At 60.6% G+C, this 16,310-nt stretch carries 11 protein-coding genes; 5 read left to right on the top strand and 6 right to left on the bottom strand.

Translation table 11 applies throughout. From position 1 onward, the window contains the following. Positions 1-14: 14 nt before the first annotated feature. From speC to ACSBOB_RS28300, 4 genes are all read right to left on the bottom strand, one after another. The gene (gene speC, locus ACSBOB_RS28315; protein ID WP_442579354.1) at positions 15-2,378 is read right to left on the bottom strand and encodes an ornithine decarboxylase; all 2,364 of its coding nucleotides are present in this window, start codon (positions 2,376-2,378) and stop codon (positions 15-17) included. Beyond that, positions 2,375-4,636: an Orn/Lys/Arg decarboxylase N-terminal domain-containing protein gene (locus tag ACSBOB_RS28310; protein ID WP_442579353.1), complete on the bottom strand. Its 2,262-nt coding sequence runs from the start codon at positions 4,634-4,636 to the stop codon at positions 2,375-2,377. The genes speC and ACSBOB_RS28310 overlap by 4 nt, the downstream gene beginning before the upstream one ends. 248 nt (positions 4,637-4,884) lie before the next feature. After that, a complete protein-coding gene (locus tag ACSBOB_RS28305; RefSeq protein ID WP_442579352.1) occupies positions 4,885-6,312 on the bottom strand; it encodes a spinster family MFS transporter in 1,428 nt (475 codons plus the stop codon). Position 6,313: 1 nt separating this feature from the next. Next, positions 6,314-7,636 (bottom strand): amino acid permease, encoded by a 1,323-nt coding sequence (locus ACSBOB_RS28300; protein ID WP_442579351.1) that lies wholly within the window; start codon positions 7,634-7,636, stop codon positions 6,314-6,316. A gap of 93 nt (positions 7,637-7,729) precedes the next feature. On the opposite strand from ACSBOB_RS28300, the gene ACSBOB_RS28295 reads away from it, so the two are divergent. Both ACSBOB_RS28295 and ACSBOB_RS28290 read left to right on the top strand, forming a co-directional pair. Further along, positions 7,730-8,656, top strand: coding sequence for a cation diffusion facilitator family transporter (locus ACSBOB_RS28295; protein WP_442579350.1), 927 nt, complete (start codon positions 7,730-7,732; stop codon positions 8,654-8,656). 247 nt (positions 8,657-8,903) lie between these two features. Beyond that, entirely contained in the window at positions 8,904-9,434 is a 531-nt protein-coding gene (locus ACSBOB_RS28290) for a hypothetical protein (RefSeq protein ID WP_442579349.1), read from the top strand. Positions 9,435-9,643: 209 nt separating this feature from the next. On the opposite strand, the gene ACSBOB_RS28285 is transcribed toward ACSBOB_RS28290, so the two are convergent. Continuing rightward, entirely contained in the window at positions 9,644-10,303 is a 660-nt protein-coding gene (locus ACSBOB_RS28285) for a VIT1/CCC1 transporter family protein (protein WP_442579348.1), read from the bottom strand. Positions 10,304-10,568: 265 nt separating this feature from the next. Between ACSBOB_RS28285 and cax the strand changes: the two genes are divergently transcribed. The 3 genes from cax to ACSBOB_RS28270 all read left to right on the top strand — a co-directional run bounded on the left by cax (position 10,569) and on the right by ACSBOB_RS28270 (position 15,592). After that, positions 10,569-11,639 (top strand): calcium/proton exchanger, encoded by a 1,071-nt coding sequence (gene cax / locus ACSBOB_RS28280; protein ID WP_442579347.1) that lies wholly within the window; start codon positions 10,569-10,571, stop codon positions 11,637-11,639. 660 nt (positions 11,640-12,299) lie between these two features. Further along, a complete protein-coding gene (locus ACSBOB_RS28275; protein WP_442579346.1) occupies positions 12,300-13,568 on the top strand; it encodes a tyrosine-type recombinase/integrase in 1,269 nt (422 codons plus the stop codon). A 275-nt stretch (positions 13,569-13,843) separates the two neighbouring features. Next, positions 13,844-15,592: an HsdM family class I SAM-dependent methyltransferase gene (locus ACSBOB_RS28270; protein ID WP_442579345.1), complete on the top strand. Its 1,749-nt coding sequence runs from the start codon at positions 13,844-13,846 to the stop codon at positions 15,590-15,592. Here the strand turns inward: ACSBOB_RS28270 and ACSBOB_RS28265 are convergent. After that, positions 15,518-16,306, bottom strand: coding sequence for a hypothetical protein (locus ACSBOB_RS28265; RefSeq protein ID WP_442579344.1), 789 nt, complete (start codon positions 16,304-16,306; stop codon positions 15,518-15,520). The genes ACSBOB_RS28270 and ACSBOB_RS28265 overlap by 75 nt on opposite strands. Positions 16,307-16,310: the final 4 nt, after the last annotated feature.

The raw sequence follows: 16,310 nt of genomic DNA, 5'->3' as shown, positions 1-16,310 counted from the left end.
CTCGCCCCGGCCGGTCACGCTCGGACCACGTAGGTGTGGAACTTGATGCGGCCGTCGATCTTCTCCTGGAAGACGCCCTGCACCTCGTAGTTGAAGCCCGGAAATCGATTGAACGACTCCTCGAAGGCATGGAAATAATCCAGCATCGGCTGGGCCCGTTCGTCCCAGCGCTCGCCGGGCACGATCACGCCAATGCCGGGCGGGTAGATAAGCGCGAGCGTGGCCGACACGCGGTCCTTGATGTCGTCCAAGGGGACATAGTCGACATCGTTGGCCACCAGCGCCGCATAAGCATCCTCCGGCGACATGGCGAGTTCCGGAAAACTCGTGGCCCGGAAGCATCGCCGCTGCAGATCCTTGATGTTGGCGGAGCGGTAGAAGTCATGCATCTCGTTGCAGATCTGGCGGATCGTGTATCCGGCATAACGGGCACTGTTGGCCGCGCAGACCGTCGGCAGCACGTCCGGCAGGGGCGCGTCGCGGTCCCAGAGGTTCTTGAAACGGACCAGCTTGGCGATCAGCGTGTTGAGCTTGCTCTCATCCTCGGCGGGCGTCATCAGGAACAGCACGCTGTTGAGGTCGCACTTCTCGGCCACGACGCGCTGCTCGCGCAGATAATTGGCGACCACGGTCGCTGGCACGCCGAAGCTCAGATAGTCGCCGGTCGTGCGATCAATGCCCGGGGTGAGAAGGGCCAGCTTGTTGGGGTCGACCATCGCATAGCCGTCGACATAACCCGCGTAGCCGTGCCAGCGTGCCTGCGGATGGAAATTCCAGCATTGCTGTTCGCGCTTCAGCACGTCGGTGGGCAGGCTTTCCCAGGGAACGTCGGTGACGTCTTCCGTAAACGCCGACTTACGGATCGTCACTTTGTCGGGCACAAACGGGTCGAAGAACCATTTGTCCTGCTCGTCCCGGCCGTTCTCACGATAGTACTGGCCGAATTCGCGGAACTTCTTCCGGCATTCGATGCCCAGCGCGATGCACCGGTCCCAGAGCATCTCGCCGGCCTTGCCTTCGTGGATCTTGGCGTTGACCTCGATGGAGGCAAACAGCGGATAGAACGGCGATGTCGAGGCGTTCATCAGGAACGATTCGTTGAAGCGCTTGTGCTCGACATAGCGGCGCTGGCCGCGAATGTGGTCGTCTCGTTTGTGGATCTGCGACGCCTGCGAGAAGCCGGCGCCCTGCTTGTGCACAGACTGGGTGGAAAACAGCCCCGCCATCTCAGGGTCCGGCGCTTCCAGCCGCATCGGGCTGTGGTCTTCGAAGAGCGGGTGGAACGCATTGTAGCCGATCCACGCCTCGTCCCAGAGCACGTAGTCGCAGAGATGGCCGATCTTCTCCAACACCTTGCGGACGTTGTAGACCGTGCCGTCATAGGTCGCGAGCTGGATGCAGGCGAGCCGGAACGGGCGATCGACGTCGGCGCGCGCCTTGTCCTTGAGCAGGGGATTGGCGCGGATCTGGTCGCGCAGATAGGTCTCGTCCCAGGCATCCCAGTCGACCGCGCCGATCATGCCGAAGGCGTTGCGGGCTGTCGGCAAAAAGATCGGAATGGCGCCGGCCTGCACCAAGGCGCCCTGGTGCAGGGATTTGTGGTTGTTGCGGTCGAACAGGACCAGATCGCCGCGCTTCAGCACAGCGTTCGTCACAATCTTGTTGGAGGTGCTCGTGCCGTTCAGCACGAAGTAGGTCTTGTCGGCGCCGAACACTTTTGCCGCATAGCGCTGCGCCTCGACAGCCGGACCCTCGTGGATGAGCAGATCGCCGAGATCGACATCGGCATTGCAAAGGTCATTGCGGAAAATGCTCTCGCCAAAATGCTTGAAGAAGAGCTGGCCGGCGGGAGATTTCCGGTAGAACTGTCCGCCCTGGTGACCAGGGCAATCGAAGGCGATGTTGGCTTCGCCGTCATAGGCCATCAGCCCGCCGAAGAACGGCGGCAACAGGGTCCGCCCGTACATCATCAGGCTGGCGATGACCTTCTTGGCGTAGAAGGCCGGTGTCTGCTGGCCGAGATAGATGTAGCCGTCCACCTGCCCGGTAAGGTCGAGCACAGCCATTTCCGAAAGTTTTCGCGAATCGGCCAGCGCCCAAAGCGGTGTCTGGAACCCGATCCCGCGCACGGCAAGCGCCAGTTCGCGCGCGCTTTGCAAGCGATCCCCATCGACCATGGCGATGTATGCGCCAACCTCCGAATCCTCGGAGACGTCACGGGCAAAATTGTCGCTGATTTCGATTTCGAAGTTTTCCGCGGCGATGTGGTCGAGAAGCTCCCTGGTTTGAGGGTTCTTCTCGTCGACGATGGCAACGATCTTCAGCAGATGATTGAACGGTATGGCGACCGTCGGAGCCTTGACGTCGCGAGGGATCATTTCCGCGCGCCCTCCCTGATGCAGTCGATCAGGTAGCGGCGGCCATTTGGTGTGTGCTCGAAGCGCAGGCCATGGATGTCGGTTTCGAAACCTGGGAACTTCTTGTCGAAGTCCCGCGCATAGATCAGGTAGTCGTGGATGGATTTGGTCGCCGCCGTGATCCGTTCGCCGGGCATGATCAGCGGGATGCCGGGCGGATAAGGGACAACCATCACGCCCAGCGTGCGGCCCATCAGGTGGTCGATCTCGACGCTCTCGACGTTGCCGCGCACCAGGCATTCGTAGGCGTCTGCCGGCCGCATCGCCATCTCGGGCAGGGTCGTATACATGTCCCGCTGCGCCTTGGGCAGGTTGTCCTCGCGATAGGTGCGATGCACCATGTCGCACAAATCCTTGAGACCCATATTCGCATAGGCATCGGGATGAGCCTCCGCCAATGACGGCAGCACGTTCTTCAGCGGGGCGTTGGCGTCATAGAGATCCTTGAAGTTGAGCAACTCGGTGACAAGCGTACTCCACTTGCCCTTGGTGATCCCCATCGAGAACAGGACGAGGAACGAATAGAGCCCGGTCTTTTCGATCTCGATCCGCCTCGAAGAAAGGAATTTTACGACAACCGCCGCGGGAATGCCGAAATCCTGCATGTCGCCATTGGCGGCCAGGCCGGGGCTGAGGATCGTCACCTTGATGGGGTCGACCAGGACGTGGTTCTCGGCCAGGCCCTCGAAGCCATGCCAACGCTCGCCCGGCTTCAGGATCCATTCGGCCTTGGTTTCCGCCGGCCGCTCGGCGATCGCGTCGGGCTGCCAGACGTCGAACCACCACGAATCCTCGATCTGTTTTTTGACGGCGGACATTGCGCGGCGGAAGCTCAGCGCCTCCTCGATCGTCTCCTGCACGAGGGCGCGGCCCGCCGGCTGCTCCATCATCGCGGCGGCGACGTCGCAGGAGGCGATGATTCCGTATTGCGGCGAGGTCGACGTGTGCATCATGAACGCGTCGTTGAAACGGGCCATGTCCAGCCGCTTGGTCTCGGCATGCTGCACGTGGATCATGGAAGCCTGCGACAAGGCCGCCAGCAGCTTGTGGGTCGAGTGCGTGGTGAAGGTTATGGCTTTCTCCGGGCGGGCCGGATTGCCGGACGAAATACCGTGATAGCCGTCGTAGAATTCGTGGAAATTGGCGTAGGCGTACCAAGCCTCGTCGAAATGCAGGATTTCGACCAAGTCGCCGACCAGTTCCTTGATGGCGTCCACATTGTAGCAGAGGCCGTCATAGGTCGAGTTGGTCATCACCATCAGGCGGACTTTGCCGTTGGTCTCCTTGGCGAATTTGCTTTCAGAAATCTTCTTTTCGATCGACTCGCGTGTGAACTGGTCCCGCGAAATCGGGCCGATGATCCCGAGGCCGTTGCGCGACGGGATCAGGTAGATCGGCGTCGCGCCGGTCATGATCAGCGAATGCAGGATCGACTTGTGGCAGTTGCGGTCGCAAAGCACGAGATCGCCGCGGCCCACCGTTCCGTGCCAGACGATCTTGTTGGCGGTCGATGTGCCGCCGACCACGAACAGCGTCTCGTCGGCACCGAAGATGCGCGCGGCGTTGCGCTCGCCTTCGGCGATCGGCCCGGTATGGTCGAGCAGCGAACCGAGCGAGCCAACCGACACGGATATGTCGGAACGCAGCGTGTTCTCGCCGAAAAACTCGTAGAAAAGCTGGCCCACCGGGCTCTTGCGGAACGCGACGCCACCGCCGTGACCGGGAGTATGCCAAGAATAGCTCGCCTGAAGGGTATACTCCATCAACGCCTTGAACATCGGCGGCGGCAGCCGATCCAGATAGAGTTCCGCGGCGCGCACGATGACGCGCGCCATGAATTCCGAAGAATCCTCGAACAGGCGCATAAATGCGTTGGCGTGCTTCAGCACGCTCGCCGGCACCATCTCGGCCGTCATCTCGTCGCCGAACAGGAAGATCGGCAAGCGGTTGTTGCGGCTTCGCTTTGCCGCCAGCACCTCCTCGAGGATCTGCCATTTGGTCGCCGAGTCTTCGGACCCGTCGACGGACACCAGCCAGCAGGATTCGTTGTTGAAGATCTTGGCGAGTCGCTGGGCGTCCTTGTAGGTGACGCCGGCCACCACGCGAAACCCTTCCTTTTCGATCGCGGCGGCGAGTTGCTGCATGCCGCGGCCGGCGGCATTCTTGCCTTCATAATCCTCGTCGATGATGGCGATCGGAAACGCCTGGACTTCCCGCATCCGTTCCTCCGCTCTGCGTCAGGCGGCTTCGTTCTTATTGCTGCACCTGGCGCGCATGCTGGTGGGCAAAGCACGAATACTGCCGACACGACGGTCGCGCCGGTTGCGGGACACATCAACCGGTCGGCGTGTTAGTTACAGTTAATGGTCAGGTGCTTGCGGAGACGCAACGGAAATACTTGATCGGCCACGGAAACGCCGCCGCGGAAGCTGTTTGTGGCGCACTTGATTCCGAAAAAATATGTCGGCTAACCATTGCGGACGGCGATGGTCTTGACCTGCGGACTGCCATCGCAGGGCAGATCCTTGGTCACAGACTGAGCAGCACGATTTTGCGATCGGGCAGCCATCAAGATCGCGACGCCCGTTATGGCCAAGGTTGCCGGGATCAGGAACATCGCGTCATGCAGTCCCAGCGCCCGGAAATGGTCCGTCATTTCGGACACGCCGGCTTGCTGCATCGCCAGAATGGAGAGGTGATCGGAAAGAAACCCGATTAGGATCGGGCCAAACACACCTCCCGGAATTGATAGAGCCGCCAGGAACACGCCCATGGCTGTCGAGCGGAGCTTTGGCTCGACAATCTCCTGGATGGCCGGATAGAGGGAAACGTAGTGTGCGTATTGAAAGAGCCAGCCAAAGCCAAAAAGTGCAACGAACAACGAAGCATGGTCTGCCGGCAGCAGCAACGCGAACAATGTCAGCGGGGTGGCCAGTGCAAAGCAGATGGCGCCCATCACCAGCCGCCCGGCATTTATCCGCTGGTTCAGATAATCGGCCGCCCATCCCCCAAACGTCAGACCGAACAGGCCCGTCACGCCGACGACGATTCCGGCCGAGATCGCCGCGGTTTTAAGATCCAGGCCGAAGTACCGCTGCATCAGCGCCACGAGGAAACCGTTGGTCGCGTAGAACGATATGTTGGAGGTGATGCCTGCAACGATGATCCAGCGCATCGTGGTGATGTTGAGAATGCCGAGAACGGAGGACGAGGCTGAACGGCTAATTTCGTTAGGAGTCTTGGCCGCGCTGCGCTCCGGTTCGGGGATAAGAAACATCAATCCGGCTATCGCAAAGCCGGCAACCGCCGCCAGTGCGAAGGCTGCACGCCACGATCCGAAGGTTTCCACGATGTGGCCGATGGTAAAGAAAGCAAGCAGCAGGCCCAGCGGCAACCCGAGCATGAACAGGCCGGTCGCACGCGACCTCCTGTTTGCGGGAAACAGGTCGCCGATCATTGAATTTGCCGCCGGAAGGTAGCTTGCTTCGCCGATTCCGACGCACATGCGCGTGAACAGGAACGCCCCGAAACTCCAGGAAACGGCGCCCAGGCCCATGAAGGCGCTCCAGAACGTCAAGCCCCATCCCATGACCTTCCGGCGTTCCATCGAATCGGCCAAAAGTCCGAGAGGGATGCCGGCAATGGCAAAGACGCCCGTGAAGGCTGCGATGATCAAGCCGATATGCAGATCATCGAGGTTCCATTCGGCACGGATCGGCTCGACCAGGACGGCCGGAACGGCGCGATCGAAGAAGTTGAGGAGATTGCCGAGAAATAGAATTGCCAGGACGAGGCCGGCATTTGTCGCTCGCCTTTCGTTGCCCGACACCATGCAAAGTCCTGAAGACGTTTCCAAAACGTCCTCCTTACCGCCGGTCTTGTGGAGCAAGGTCATTTTACAACTGTTCGGGCGGCGCACCCGAATGCTGCCGCTGCCAGACGAACACGGGAATACCGAGCAGCAGGAGGACCAGTCCATAAAGCACCGGTTCGGCGCCGCATCCGTAAAGCGTGAACATTGCGAATACGAACGCGATGATCTCCACCACCGTCACCCGCGGTATCCTCGCCCCGTTACCGACCCGCGCCGCGACCAGACCGCTCGCCAGGGCACAGAAGGCATAAGGTATAACGGCCGCCATGGTGCTCAGCCCGACGACGAGACTGTAGAATGCCGAGAAACCCTCGGAGCCGGCAGCCTGGAGAAGTACCAGCACCGTCGCCAGCGTCGCCGAAACGACAATTCCCGTGGCAGGAACGTTCCTGGAAGAAAGTTTGCCGAATAAGGGTGGAAACAATCCGTCGCGCGCCGCCGCCATCGGCACCTGGCCCATGAGAAGCGTCCAGCCGTTGAGCGCGCCGATCGAGGACAGGACCACCGCGATGGAAACGGCGATCTCGCCGCCGCGGCCCCACATCACATTGGCGGCGTCGGAGAATGGTGCCACTGACCCGACAAGTTGCTCGCGCGGCAACAGCCCCATGACCACGATGGTTCCTAGCACATAGAGGGCCGCTGCGATGCCAATTCCGAGCACGGTTGATCGGGAAATGGTCCGTTCCGGGTCACGGACGTCCCCGGCCGGCACGGTGGCCGACTCCAGGCCGAGATAGGCGAACATCGTCAGCGGCGCGAGTGCGGCGCATGCTTGCAGGAGCGGGACGCCGCTGGGGTTGAAGTCGCCGAAATGCGAGGTGTCGATGTAGAAGAGCCCGAGGATCGCGATCGCGCCGAAGGGCACCAGCTTGGCGTAAGTCGTCACCTGCGCGAAACGGCCGGCTGTGCCTACGCCCCGCAGGTTGACGAATACCACGAGCCATATCGCGCCGAGTGTGAGCAGCACGGCCGCACCGCGTCCTCGAAAAGCCGGGAACAGGTCGATGACCACGCCGGCAAAAGCAACGGCAATAACCGGCAACGACGCCCAGATCGATATCCAATAGCCCCAGGCGATGAGAAAGCCGGGGAAGTCACCATAGGCGAGGCGCGTATAGGCGTAGGGACCGCCGGTCGCTGGCGCGAGTCGCGCCAGCTTCGCGAAGGTGAGGCCCAGGCAGATCGCGCCGGCCCCCATGACGATCCAGACCAGGATCGCGAGATTGCCATAGGGAGCGACCGCGGCAGGGGACAGATAGAAGCCGGAGCCGACCATATTACCGACCACGATGGCCGTGCACGCCGCTATTCCCAGGCTCTTGACGTTGTTTCCTGCAGCCATGGTCGCCTCCGTCCCCGCGCTGCGAAGTCACCGCCTCTGCCGGCTGCTGTTTATGATAGTATACTTTGACCGCGAAAACATGCGAGAAATGAAATGCTCAACGAACAACGCCTTCTGCGCATTTCCATCTATGCGACCGTCGTCGTTGCCTCATTCGGCGTCGTGCTGGGATTGCTGTCCGGCTCGTTCTCCATCGTCTTCGACGGTGTCTATTCTCTCGGCGACGCCGGCATGACCGCTCTTGCCCTCTGGATCTCCAGCCTGATCGTGAGGTCGGCGCAGCATGAGAAGCCTTATGGAAGGCTTCACGGTCGTTTCACCATGGGCTTCTGGCACCTGGAGCCGATCGTCCTTCTGCTCAACGGCACCTTGCTGATAGCCGTCGCGGTCTACGCGCTGATCAATGCCATCGCCAATATATTGGAAGGAGGCCACGAGCTTCGGTTCGACTACGCCATCATCTACGCCGTAATCACGGTGGTTATTTGCCTGACCATGGCCTGGCTGGAGGGGCGGGCGAACCGTCGGCTGCAATCCGATTTCATCGCCCTGGATGTCAGAGCCTGGATCATGTCCGGCGGCATCACGCTCGCTCTGCTGATTGCCTTCGTCACCGGCTATGCCGTGAAGGGAACACCGCTGGACTGGATCGCTCCTTACGTGGATCCGGCAGCCCTGGCGCTGGTATGTGTCGTCATCATCCCCTTGCCGATCGGCACCGTGCGGCAGGCGCTTTCCGACATCCTGCTGATCGCCCCCACCGACCTGAAGACCCACGTCGATCAGGTGGCCGCCGAAACCATCAAGCGGCATGGCTTTCTTTCCCACCGGGCCTATGTCGCGCGGGTCGGGCGCGCGATCCAGATCGAGATCTACTTCATCGTTCCTCGAGGGCAGCCCCCAAAGGCCATCGAGGAATGGGACCATATACGCGACGAGGTAGGCCAGGCGGTTGGTGAGGAGGGGCACGACCGTTGGCTGACCATCGCGTTCACAGGCAATATTTCCTGGGCCGAATGAGCAACGACGTCTGCCTGTCGCACGATCTGAGGCAATATTCAGAGATATCGAAATCGAAGAGAAGTCTCTCGGATGCGGCGCGAACCAGCAAGGGACACCGGCTCGCTCATTTGATTGAGCCCCTTCCCCGGGAGGTGTCGGGCTCTCAAAATCCGAAATTCATCGACAAACACCGCCACTCGTGCGACAATTATTCTGTCGTTTCGTGCAAAAGCGCCGTTACCGCGCCTTCAGCGAGGACATCACCATGAAAACGTTTCGGATGCTATTGACCGCGACAGGTCTCGCGATGGCTGTTTCGGTGCTCGGCGTCACGCAAGCCAATGCCGCGCCATTTCCCATTCAAAAGACCATCGACGTTCAATCTGACGTCGTTCAAGTTCGGGACGGTGTCAGATGGCGCCACAATGGCTATCGCGGATACCGCAACTATGGGCGCGGATATCGCTACGGGGGCTACCGGGGTTATCGCTACTATGGAGGCGGATACCGTTACGGCAATTACTGGGCGGCTCCGGCAGGCGCCTTTATAGCGGGCGCTCTCCTTGGCGGCGCGATTGCGAACAACGGCTATTATTATGGCGGCGGTTTCTACGGCAGCGGGTATTATCCGGGCGATTATTATGCCGGCGACGTATACCAGCGGCGCGTTTACTACCCACCACGATATTCCTACCGGCGGGGTTATGCCGACGGCTACCGGGCTGGTTACGATGACCGCGTCTACGGTGGGGGTCTTTCCTGCACGCCGAGGCTAGCAGACGCGGGCAACTGCTGAGCCAAAAGTGGGGTCTGCCCGACCGCTGTCCATTTCGACGCAATTGGCGAATTCGGACGCCGCTTGAACTCAGAGTGCTTGCCGGCTCGATCTTCCCTGCGGTCGGTGGTGCGGAACGAGGGCGAAAGAAGATTGGCAGGCTAGCCTTGTGGGCTTCCTGCTCATGCCGGTCGTATTGTAGCGTTCGACAGCGACCCAGAAAGCCAAATTCAACCGCCAAGTGCTATGGTCAACCCCACCAGCAAGCTGCCAAGCAGCACGAACCACCCTGCCGCTACCCAAGGCCGGTAGCCAGCCAAGCGACCGAATGCGTAGCCCGCACAGGACATCATGGCAACGGCAATGGCGTTCGACGTCCGCAGCGCCGCCCCGATGTCGCTGAACAGCATGAACGGCACTATGACTGGGAGGGTGGCGACGAATACCAGTAGGAAGACGGCTATTGCACCCAGCCAGTCTTCTTTCTGCAACCTTGCTCGATCGCTTGGCTCGGGCATTCGTGCGACTTCCGAGCGAATCCGCTCGACGTCCGCGCGCCTCAGCGCTGACAGGACAACAGGCGGCAGGACTTCGGCGATGATGCGCTCCGCTTCTCCCGTGTTCGTAGCCCGTCGCAGCGCAAGACTGATGCGTATATCCGTTGCCCGTTGCGCAAGCGAGTTCAACAGATACATGATGGCGTCGATCAATCCCCAGGCGAGATTGCAGCCGATTGCTCCGATCAGCATCGTCCGCACCTCCGATTGTCCTGACTCGGCGGCACTGAGCGAGCCGGTGAAGGTCAGGATCATGATCAGCCCGAAGAGCACTTCTGATATCCGCTCGATCGGGTCGAGGACTCGCTTGGAGGATTCCTGCTGAATGCTCACGCGTTTTCGCCCTCGAAAATGCCCATGATGCCGGAAGTTACATCGCAATACGAGATCAAGTACCGCGCTCCGGGCAATCTACAAGCGCCCAAATCAGCTCGTCACCGTTCTGCACAGAGCGAGGCAGGGCTTGCTGCCGATAGCCGCCTCTGATGGCAACAGTAAGTTACGCTCAAATGCTCGCGTCCGCTCGCGCTTCAGTGCATGGCTATCCCGATACGCCTGATGACGATCCCAAAAGGCAACTGTTGAGGTTGGGCGACAAATGCTGAACTGGCTGCTCGCTTTTGTACCCTTAACCATCGCTCTGGAATATCTCGCCCCCGAGCAGCATTTCTTCATTTTCATCGGATCGGCGATCGCCATCCTGCCGCTCGCCGCCTGGATGGGCCGATCAACGGAGCAACTGGCGGAACGGATGGGCGAAGGCGTTGGAGGGTTGCTCAATGCGACCTTCGGCAATGCGGCTGAACTCATCATAGCCCTCGCCGCGCTTCGTGCCGGATTGCACGACGTGGTCAAAGCATCGATCGCCGGGTCCATAGTGGGCAACATCCTGCTGGTTCTCGGTGCGGCGATGCTCGCAGGCGGGCTGCGCCATCCGGAACAGAGCTTCAATGCCCAAGGCGCCCGATCGCAGGCGACAATGCTGACGCTGGCGGCAATCGCGCTCATCTTGCCCGCCGCATATCAGGCAGGGCTCGGCACCGGCGCGTCGCCGGCGCTCGGCGCGTTGAGTGTTTCGATATCGATCGTTCTCCTAGCCGTCTATGTGCTGTTTCTCTTCTATTCGCTTGTGACGCATTCGTCGCTGTTTGCCGGTTCGCACGAGGTCGGGGGTACGAGCGATCACCAGCCGTGGCCGATCAGGCGTTCGGTCATGATCCTGGCAGTTGCAACAATCTTCGTCGCCTGGATGAGCGAGATCTTGGTGAGCGTCATCGAGCCGACTGCGCACAAGCTGGGTCTCAGCAATGCCTTTGTTGGTGTATTCGTGGTCGCAATCCTTGGTAACGCCGCCGAGCACGCCACCGCGATCACGGCTGCGAGCAAGAATCGCATGGACCTTTCGTTGTCGATCGCAATTGGCTCCAGCGTGCAGGTAGCCTTGTTTGTGGCGCCCCTGCTCGTCTTGGTAAGTCTCTTTGCCGGTCCTGCCGTAATGGATCTGGCTCTGCCGGCAGGCTTGGTACTTACAATCCTGCTTTCTATCCTGGTCACTGGCCAAATTGCTGGCGACGGCCGTTCTGACTGGCTCAAGGGCGTACAACTGCTCGCGGTCTATCTGGTTCTGGGGATCACGTTCTTTTTCCTACCCGCCGCGATTGGCGACTAGCTGGTGTCTTGTCGCAGCCGGCCTGAGGTGCATCTGAACCTCACCTATCGCAGGTCCAACCGGCTCTCGGCGGTAGGATGGGGGCTGTATCGCCTAAGATGCAACCACCATCATTCTGGTAAAAACGGGGACGCATCCAGAGCGCAAAAGAGACGCGCCTGCGCACAGCCGAACAATAGCCGAATAGCTGATAAAAACTTCGAGATTTTCGTAGATCTTTGAATTTGATGATACGTCCAATGGAACCCCTCTGCGCCGTGAGAGACAGCAAATTAAACGGCGCTGTCGCGGGTACGTAATGACGTACGAAGTCCCTGCGCAACATTTTTGACAAAATTCAATTGGCCAGGCTAGCGGAGGAAAGGTCGGCGGAAAGCCAGACTGAAGCGAATTGTGGTCGCCAAATGTGTTGAAGTTATTGTAATTTTTGAAGTGGTTTGGTGCCGCTTGCGTGACTCGAACACGCGACCCCATCATTACGAACTTCATGGAGAGTGTACGCCACGGTACGCAACAACACGAAAAATGTCGATTTTACAGATAGTTATTGACATCAACATACGAGGGGTTATCCTTCCATAACCTACGAAACGAGTTTTCTTGGAGACATTTTGGAGACACTGGCCCGTCCTCAGAGTTTTGTCTCCAGGAGAAAATGGCATGCCGACCACCAAGCTGACAAAAAGGGCCGTCGACTCATTCGCGCCGGCGTCCGACAAGCAGATCGTCTACTGGGATAGCGAAATTCGCGGGTTTGGTGTCCGCGTCCTGAAATCGGGCCTCAAGACGTTCGTCCTGCAGTACCGCAATTCCGAGGGGATCAAGCGCCGCATCAATCTGGGCCGGTTCGGCATCATGACCGTTGAGCAGGCGCGAGATTTGGCCAAGATCAAGCTCGGGCTGGTCGTGGCCGGTGAGGATCCCGCCGACGAAGCACGCCAGGCTCGCAAGGGCATGACGGTTGCGGAGATGTGCGACTGGTATCTCACAGAAGCGCGTGCCGGAAACATCCTCGGCCGAAAGAACCGACCGATCAAGGCATCGTCGCTGAACATGGACGAAAGCTCCATCAGGACCCACATCAAGCCTCTCCTCGGAAAACGCGTTGTCCGCCATCTGACGGTCGCAGATGTGGAGCAGATGCAGGCCGACGTCAGGAACGGAAAGACCGCGAAGCCACGCCCCGAAGGGCGTGGCGGCAAAACCTCTGGCGGTGCGGGCGTCGCAGGTCGGTGCGTGGGGACGCTTCAAGCCGTCATCGGCCATGCCAAGCACAAGGGACTTCTCGCTGAGCACCCGACGAAGGGAGCGAAAAGGCTTAAGAGCAAGAAGAAGGACCGCCGCTTGAGCGTCGCGGAAATCGAAGCCCTCGGCACGGCCATCGCCTATGCTGAACGCAACGGTGAGAACCCGACGGCTCTCGGTGTCGTGCGCCTACTCCTGTTGACCGGCTATCGGCGTGAAGAAGCGCAAGCCATGCACCGCATATGGGTTCACCCGGAAGGCGGCTATGTGGCCTTCCCGGACACCAAGGGTGATGCGCAGCTCCGTGCGCTCGGTCCGGCGGCCGTCCGTGTCATCGAAGCTCAACCCTGCGCCATCGGCAATCCGCATGTGTTTCCGTCCGCGGAGACGGACGGGTCCTTTACGGCGGTCAGCTCGTGCCTGGATCGCGTCTGCAAGCTCGCCGGCATCAGCGGAGCGACACCGCACACTCTCCGGCACACCTTCGGCAGTGTTGCAGGGGACCTCGGCTTCTCGGAGTTGACGATCCGCGCCATGCTTGGCCACGCATCGCAAAACGTTACGCAGGACTACGTGCACATCGACGAAGCGTTGAAGCTCGCCGTCCGGATGACATCCGACGAAATTGAAAAGCTGCTGGCCCAGGGCGCCAACAAGCTCGCAGCGATTCCTCTGGCCGCGTGAACCGTGCCGCGCGAATGAATGCAGCGAGCGCGGCGACCGTATCATTGCGATGGGACCGCGAGTTCGTGACGACACTACAGGGAGATGGCTGGGGGCCATCGACCTTTGGCGCCTGCTCACCCGAACCGAATGACTCTGTGCAAGTGAGTGCACCGTGACAAAACGCATCATCGCGCCAGGGAGTGCAAAAAGGCCGGGCCTTTTTGCACTAGGGCACGATATCCCTGCAGACAGGACCATCCTCCGACGCTACGATGCGAGCGGGGGGTAGTGGTATGAAAGAATTCCTCAGTTTCCTTCGACGAGAGCGGTCCGCAATACTTGCGGCCTACGACACTCCATTCGCGTTCTGCCAAGCCCTTTCCACCCGGAACGCGCCATCTGGCCTCGGTGCTCAAGCTGCTGTCCATCTTGTGGACATGGCCCCCCACCTTCGCGATTATGCGATCGCGAGCGGCTACGCCCTGCTGATCGGTTCCACACGCCGCAAGGCGCTGTCGGCCTACTTCACTCCGCCCCCCCTCGCGAAGGCGGCGATCAGCGCAGCCGAGACGTTTCTGGCAGCGCGACCCGACGGGCTCGTGCTGGATCCGGCCTGTGGAGGGGGGTCTTTTCTCGTCCCAATTGCCGAGCACCTCATCCGGCGGGAGGCGAAGGGCAAGAAGCCAACTAAGGAACTGTGCGCAGGCGTGCTCCGCCGAATGCGCGGACTGGAGATCGATCCAGGCCTGGCGACACTGTCCGAGCATTTGCTGTCCGCCATGCTCGTCCGTGAATTTGGCTACAAGCGGCCCAAAGCAAGTGTCGCCGTGAGGGCGGCGGACTCTCTCACGGTGGCGATCGAAGAGCGCTTCGATCTCATTATTGGGAATCCTCCTTATGGGAAGGTCGGGAAAGGCGCCGACGGCGCGATACTGTCGCGAGCTGGTTTCGCCAATATCGGCGGCCACACAAACCTCTACGGGCTTTTTCTGCTTCGATCGCTCGACTGGCTCAAGCCGGGGGGCGGCCTTGTCTTCATCGTGCCGACGAGCTTTGTTGCAGGTCCGTACTTCTCGGGCTTGCGGCGGGAGATCCTAGCCCGGGCTCAGGTCATCCGCATAGATCACCACGAGCAGCGCGAAGACCTTTTCATCGATGCCGTCCAGGACGTGTGCCTTGTCGTGCTACGACGGCGCGCCCTGTCTCGCGAACAGATCGATAATCCTTATCAGCTCGGTTGGATCGACGCGGCTGGCGCCTGCCATGAGCTTGGATCCGCGGAGGCTACCCCGGACGGAGAACCGTGGACGCTTCCAGTTCGGGTCGGTGCCGTGCAAAGCAACGACGCGAAGCGGAGCGACGCATCCCCGCGCTGCTACGTGCTGGCCGATTATGGCTATCGGCTTCGGGTCGGGAAGGTCGTCCCGACACGGGAGCGCGATCGTTTGCTGGCCGCTCCATCAAAAACGAGCCTGCCGCTTGTCTGGGCCTCCGACGTACGGCCAGATGGCAGCTTCTCGTTCGCATCCGCCCGCCGCGCCACGGTCTGCCCGTGGTATGAGCCTCCAACTCCCGCTCCAGCATATGCAACCCGCGCAACCTCGATACTCGTTCAACGAACCAGCAACCGCGATCAGCCGCGGCGGCTGAACGCGGCCGTTGTCAGTCCATCCTTCCTCGCGGCGCATGCCAAACGCGGCTTTGTCGCCGAGAACCATGTGATTGTTCTTGAGGTCACATCCGAGCCACCGCCCGTCTCGCCGCAAACTGTCGCGTCGCTTTTGAACTCGGCTGTCCTCAATCAACGCTTTTCAGCGGTATCCGGCAGTTTTAGCGTGTCCGCGAAGCTTTTATCCCGCCTGGCATTGCCGGATCCCGAGTTGCTGCGTTCCTGCGACGGCAACGATGAGGCTTTTGAAGTGCGTCTTCGCGAGGCGTTCACGCAGGTACCGCACGTCCTGGCTCCCTCAAAGACGCCGGGCGACACGCATCACGGCGTCGACGAGCCGGGTGACCTGCTGCGCCGCGGCGCCGTCAACTAGAAGGCCGGTCTCCAACGACGTTCCGTCGCCGGAGCCCAAGACGTTGGCGGAACCAACATACGCAAGCGTATTATCGGCTAGCAGGATCTTGGCATGGAAAGTCTCGACTGGAAGCGCGCGTCCTGAACCGTGCGAATGCGGCAAGTGATAGTCGTAGACGCCGATGGCCCCGGCCACGATCCAATCGTTTTGATGCACTCCCAACTCAACCGCATATTTGTCGGCGTCACGAAGCACCAGGGCCTTTTGGACAAGCGGAGCTGCCGCTTGCGTGACAGCTTTCAACCAACCAAACCCGCGCGAGTCCAGGAAAGGCGTCATGACCACCAATCGCTCGCGGGCAGCCCGTGCTACCCTCAGAAAGGCGTCATTCGTCGGCAGATAACCGCCCGGTCGGCCAGGCGAACTTCCCAATTCCGGCTCCAGACGACTCGGTGCCATGGGCATGGTCACTGCCAGCTCGACGGAGTTGGCCTCAAGGCGGAGACGGCGATAGTGCTCAGCACCCCGGAGCATGACGGCCAAGCGGCTGAGTTCCGCAGGCGCCTGCAGACTGATCCAGTGGTCGGCGACCGGCGACTTTGCGCAAAGACCGGCCGTTGCCAACCCCGCAAGCACCGGGACGGCATCGCCGGGATCTATGCCAATCGCCGCGGCGCTGCATACGTCCTCGGGTCGCCAAGGCTCCAATCCGAGCGTCGCAATAGCGTCCACGAGC

It is taken from the genome of Mesorhizobium sp. KACC 23794 (assembly GCF_052180275.1).
In the GTDB taxonomy this organism is placed as follows: domain Bacteria; phylum Pseudomonadota; class Alphaproteobacteria; order Rhizobiales; family Rhizobiaceae; genus Kumtagia.
This window is presented reverse-complemented; position numbering and strand designations above follow the sequence as displayed.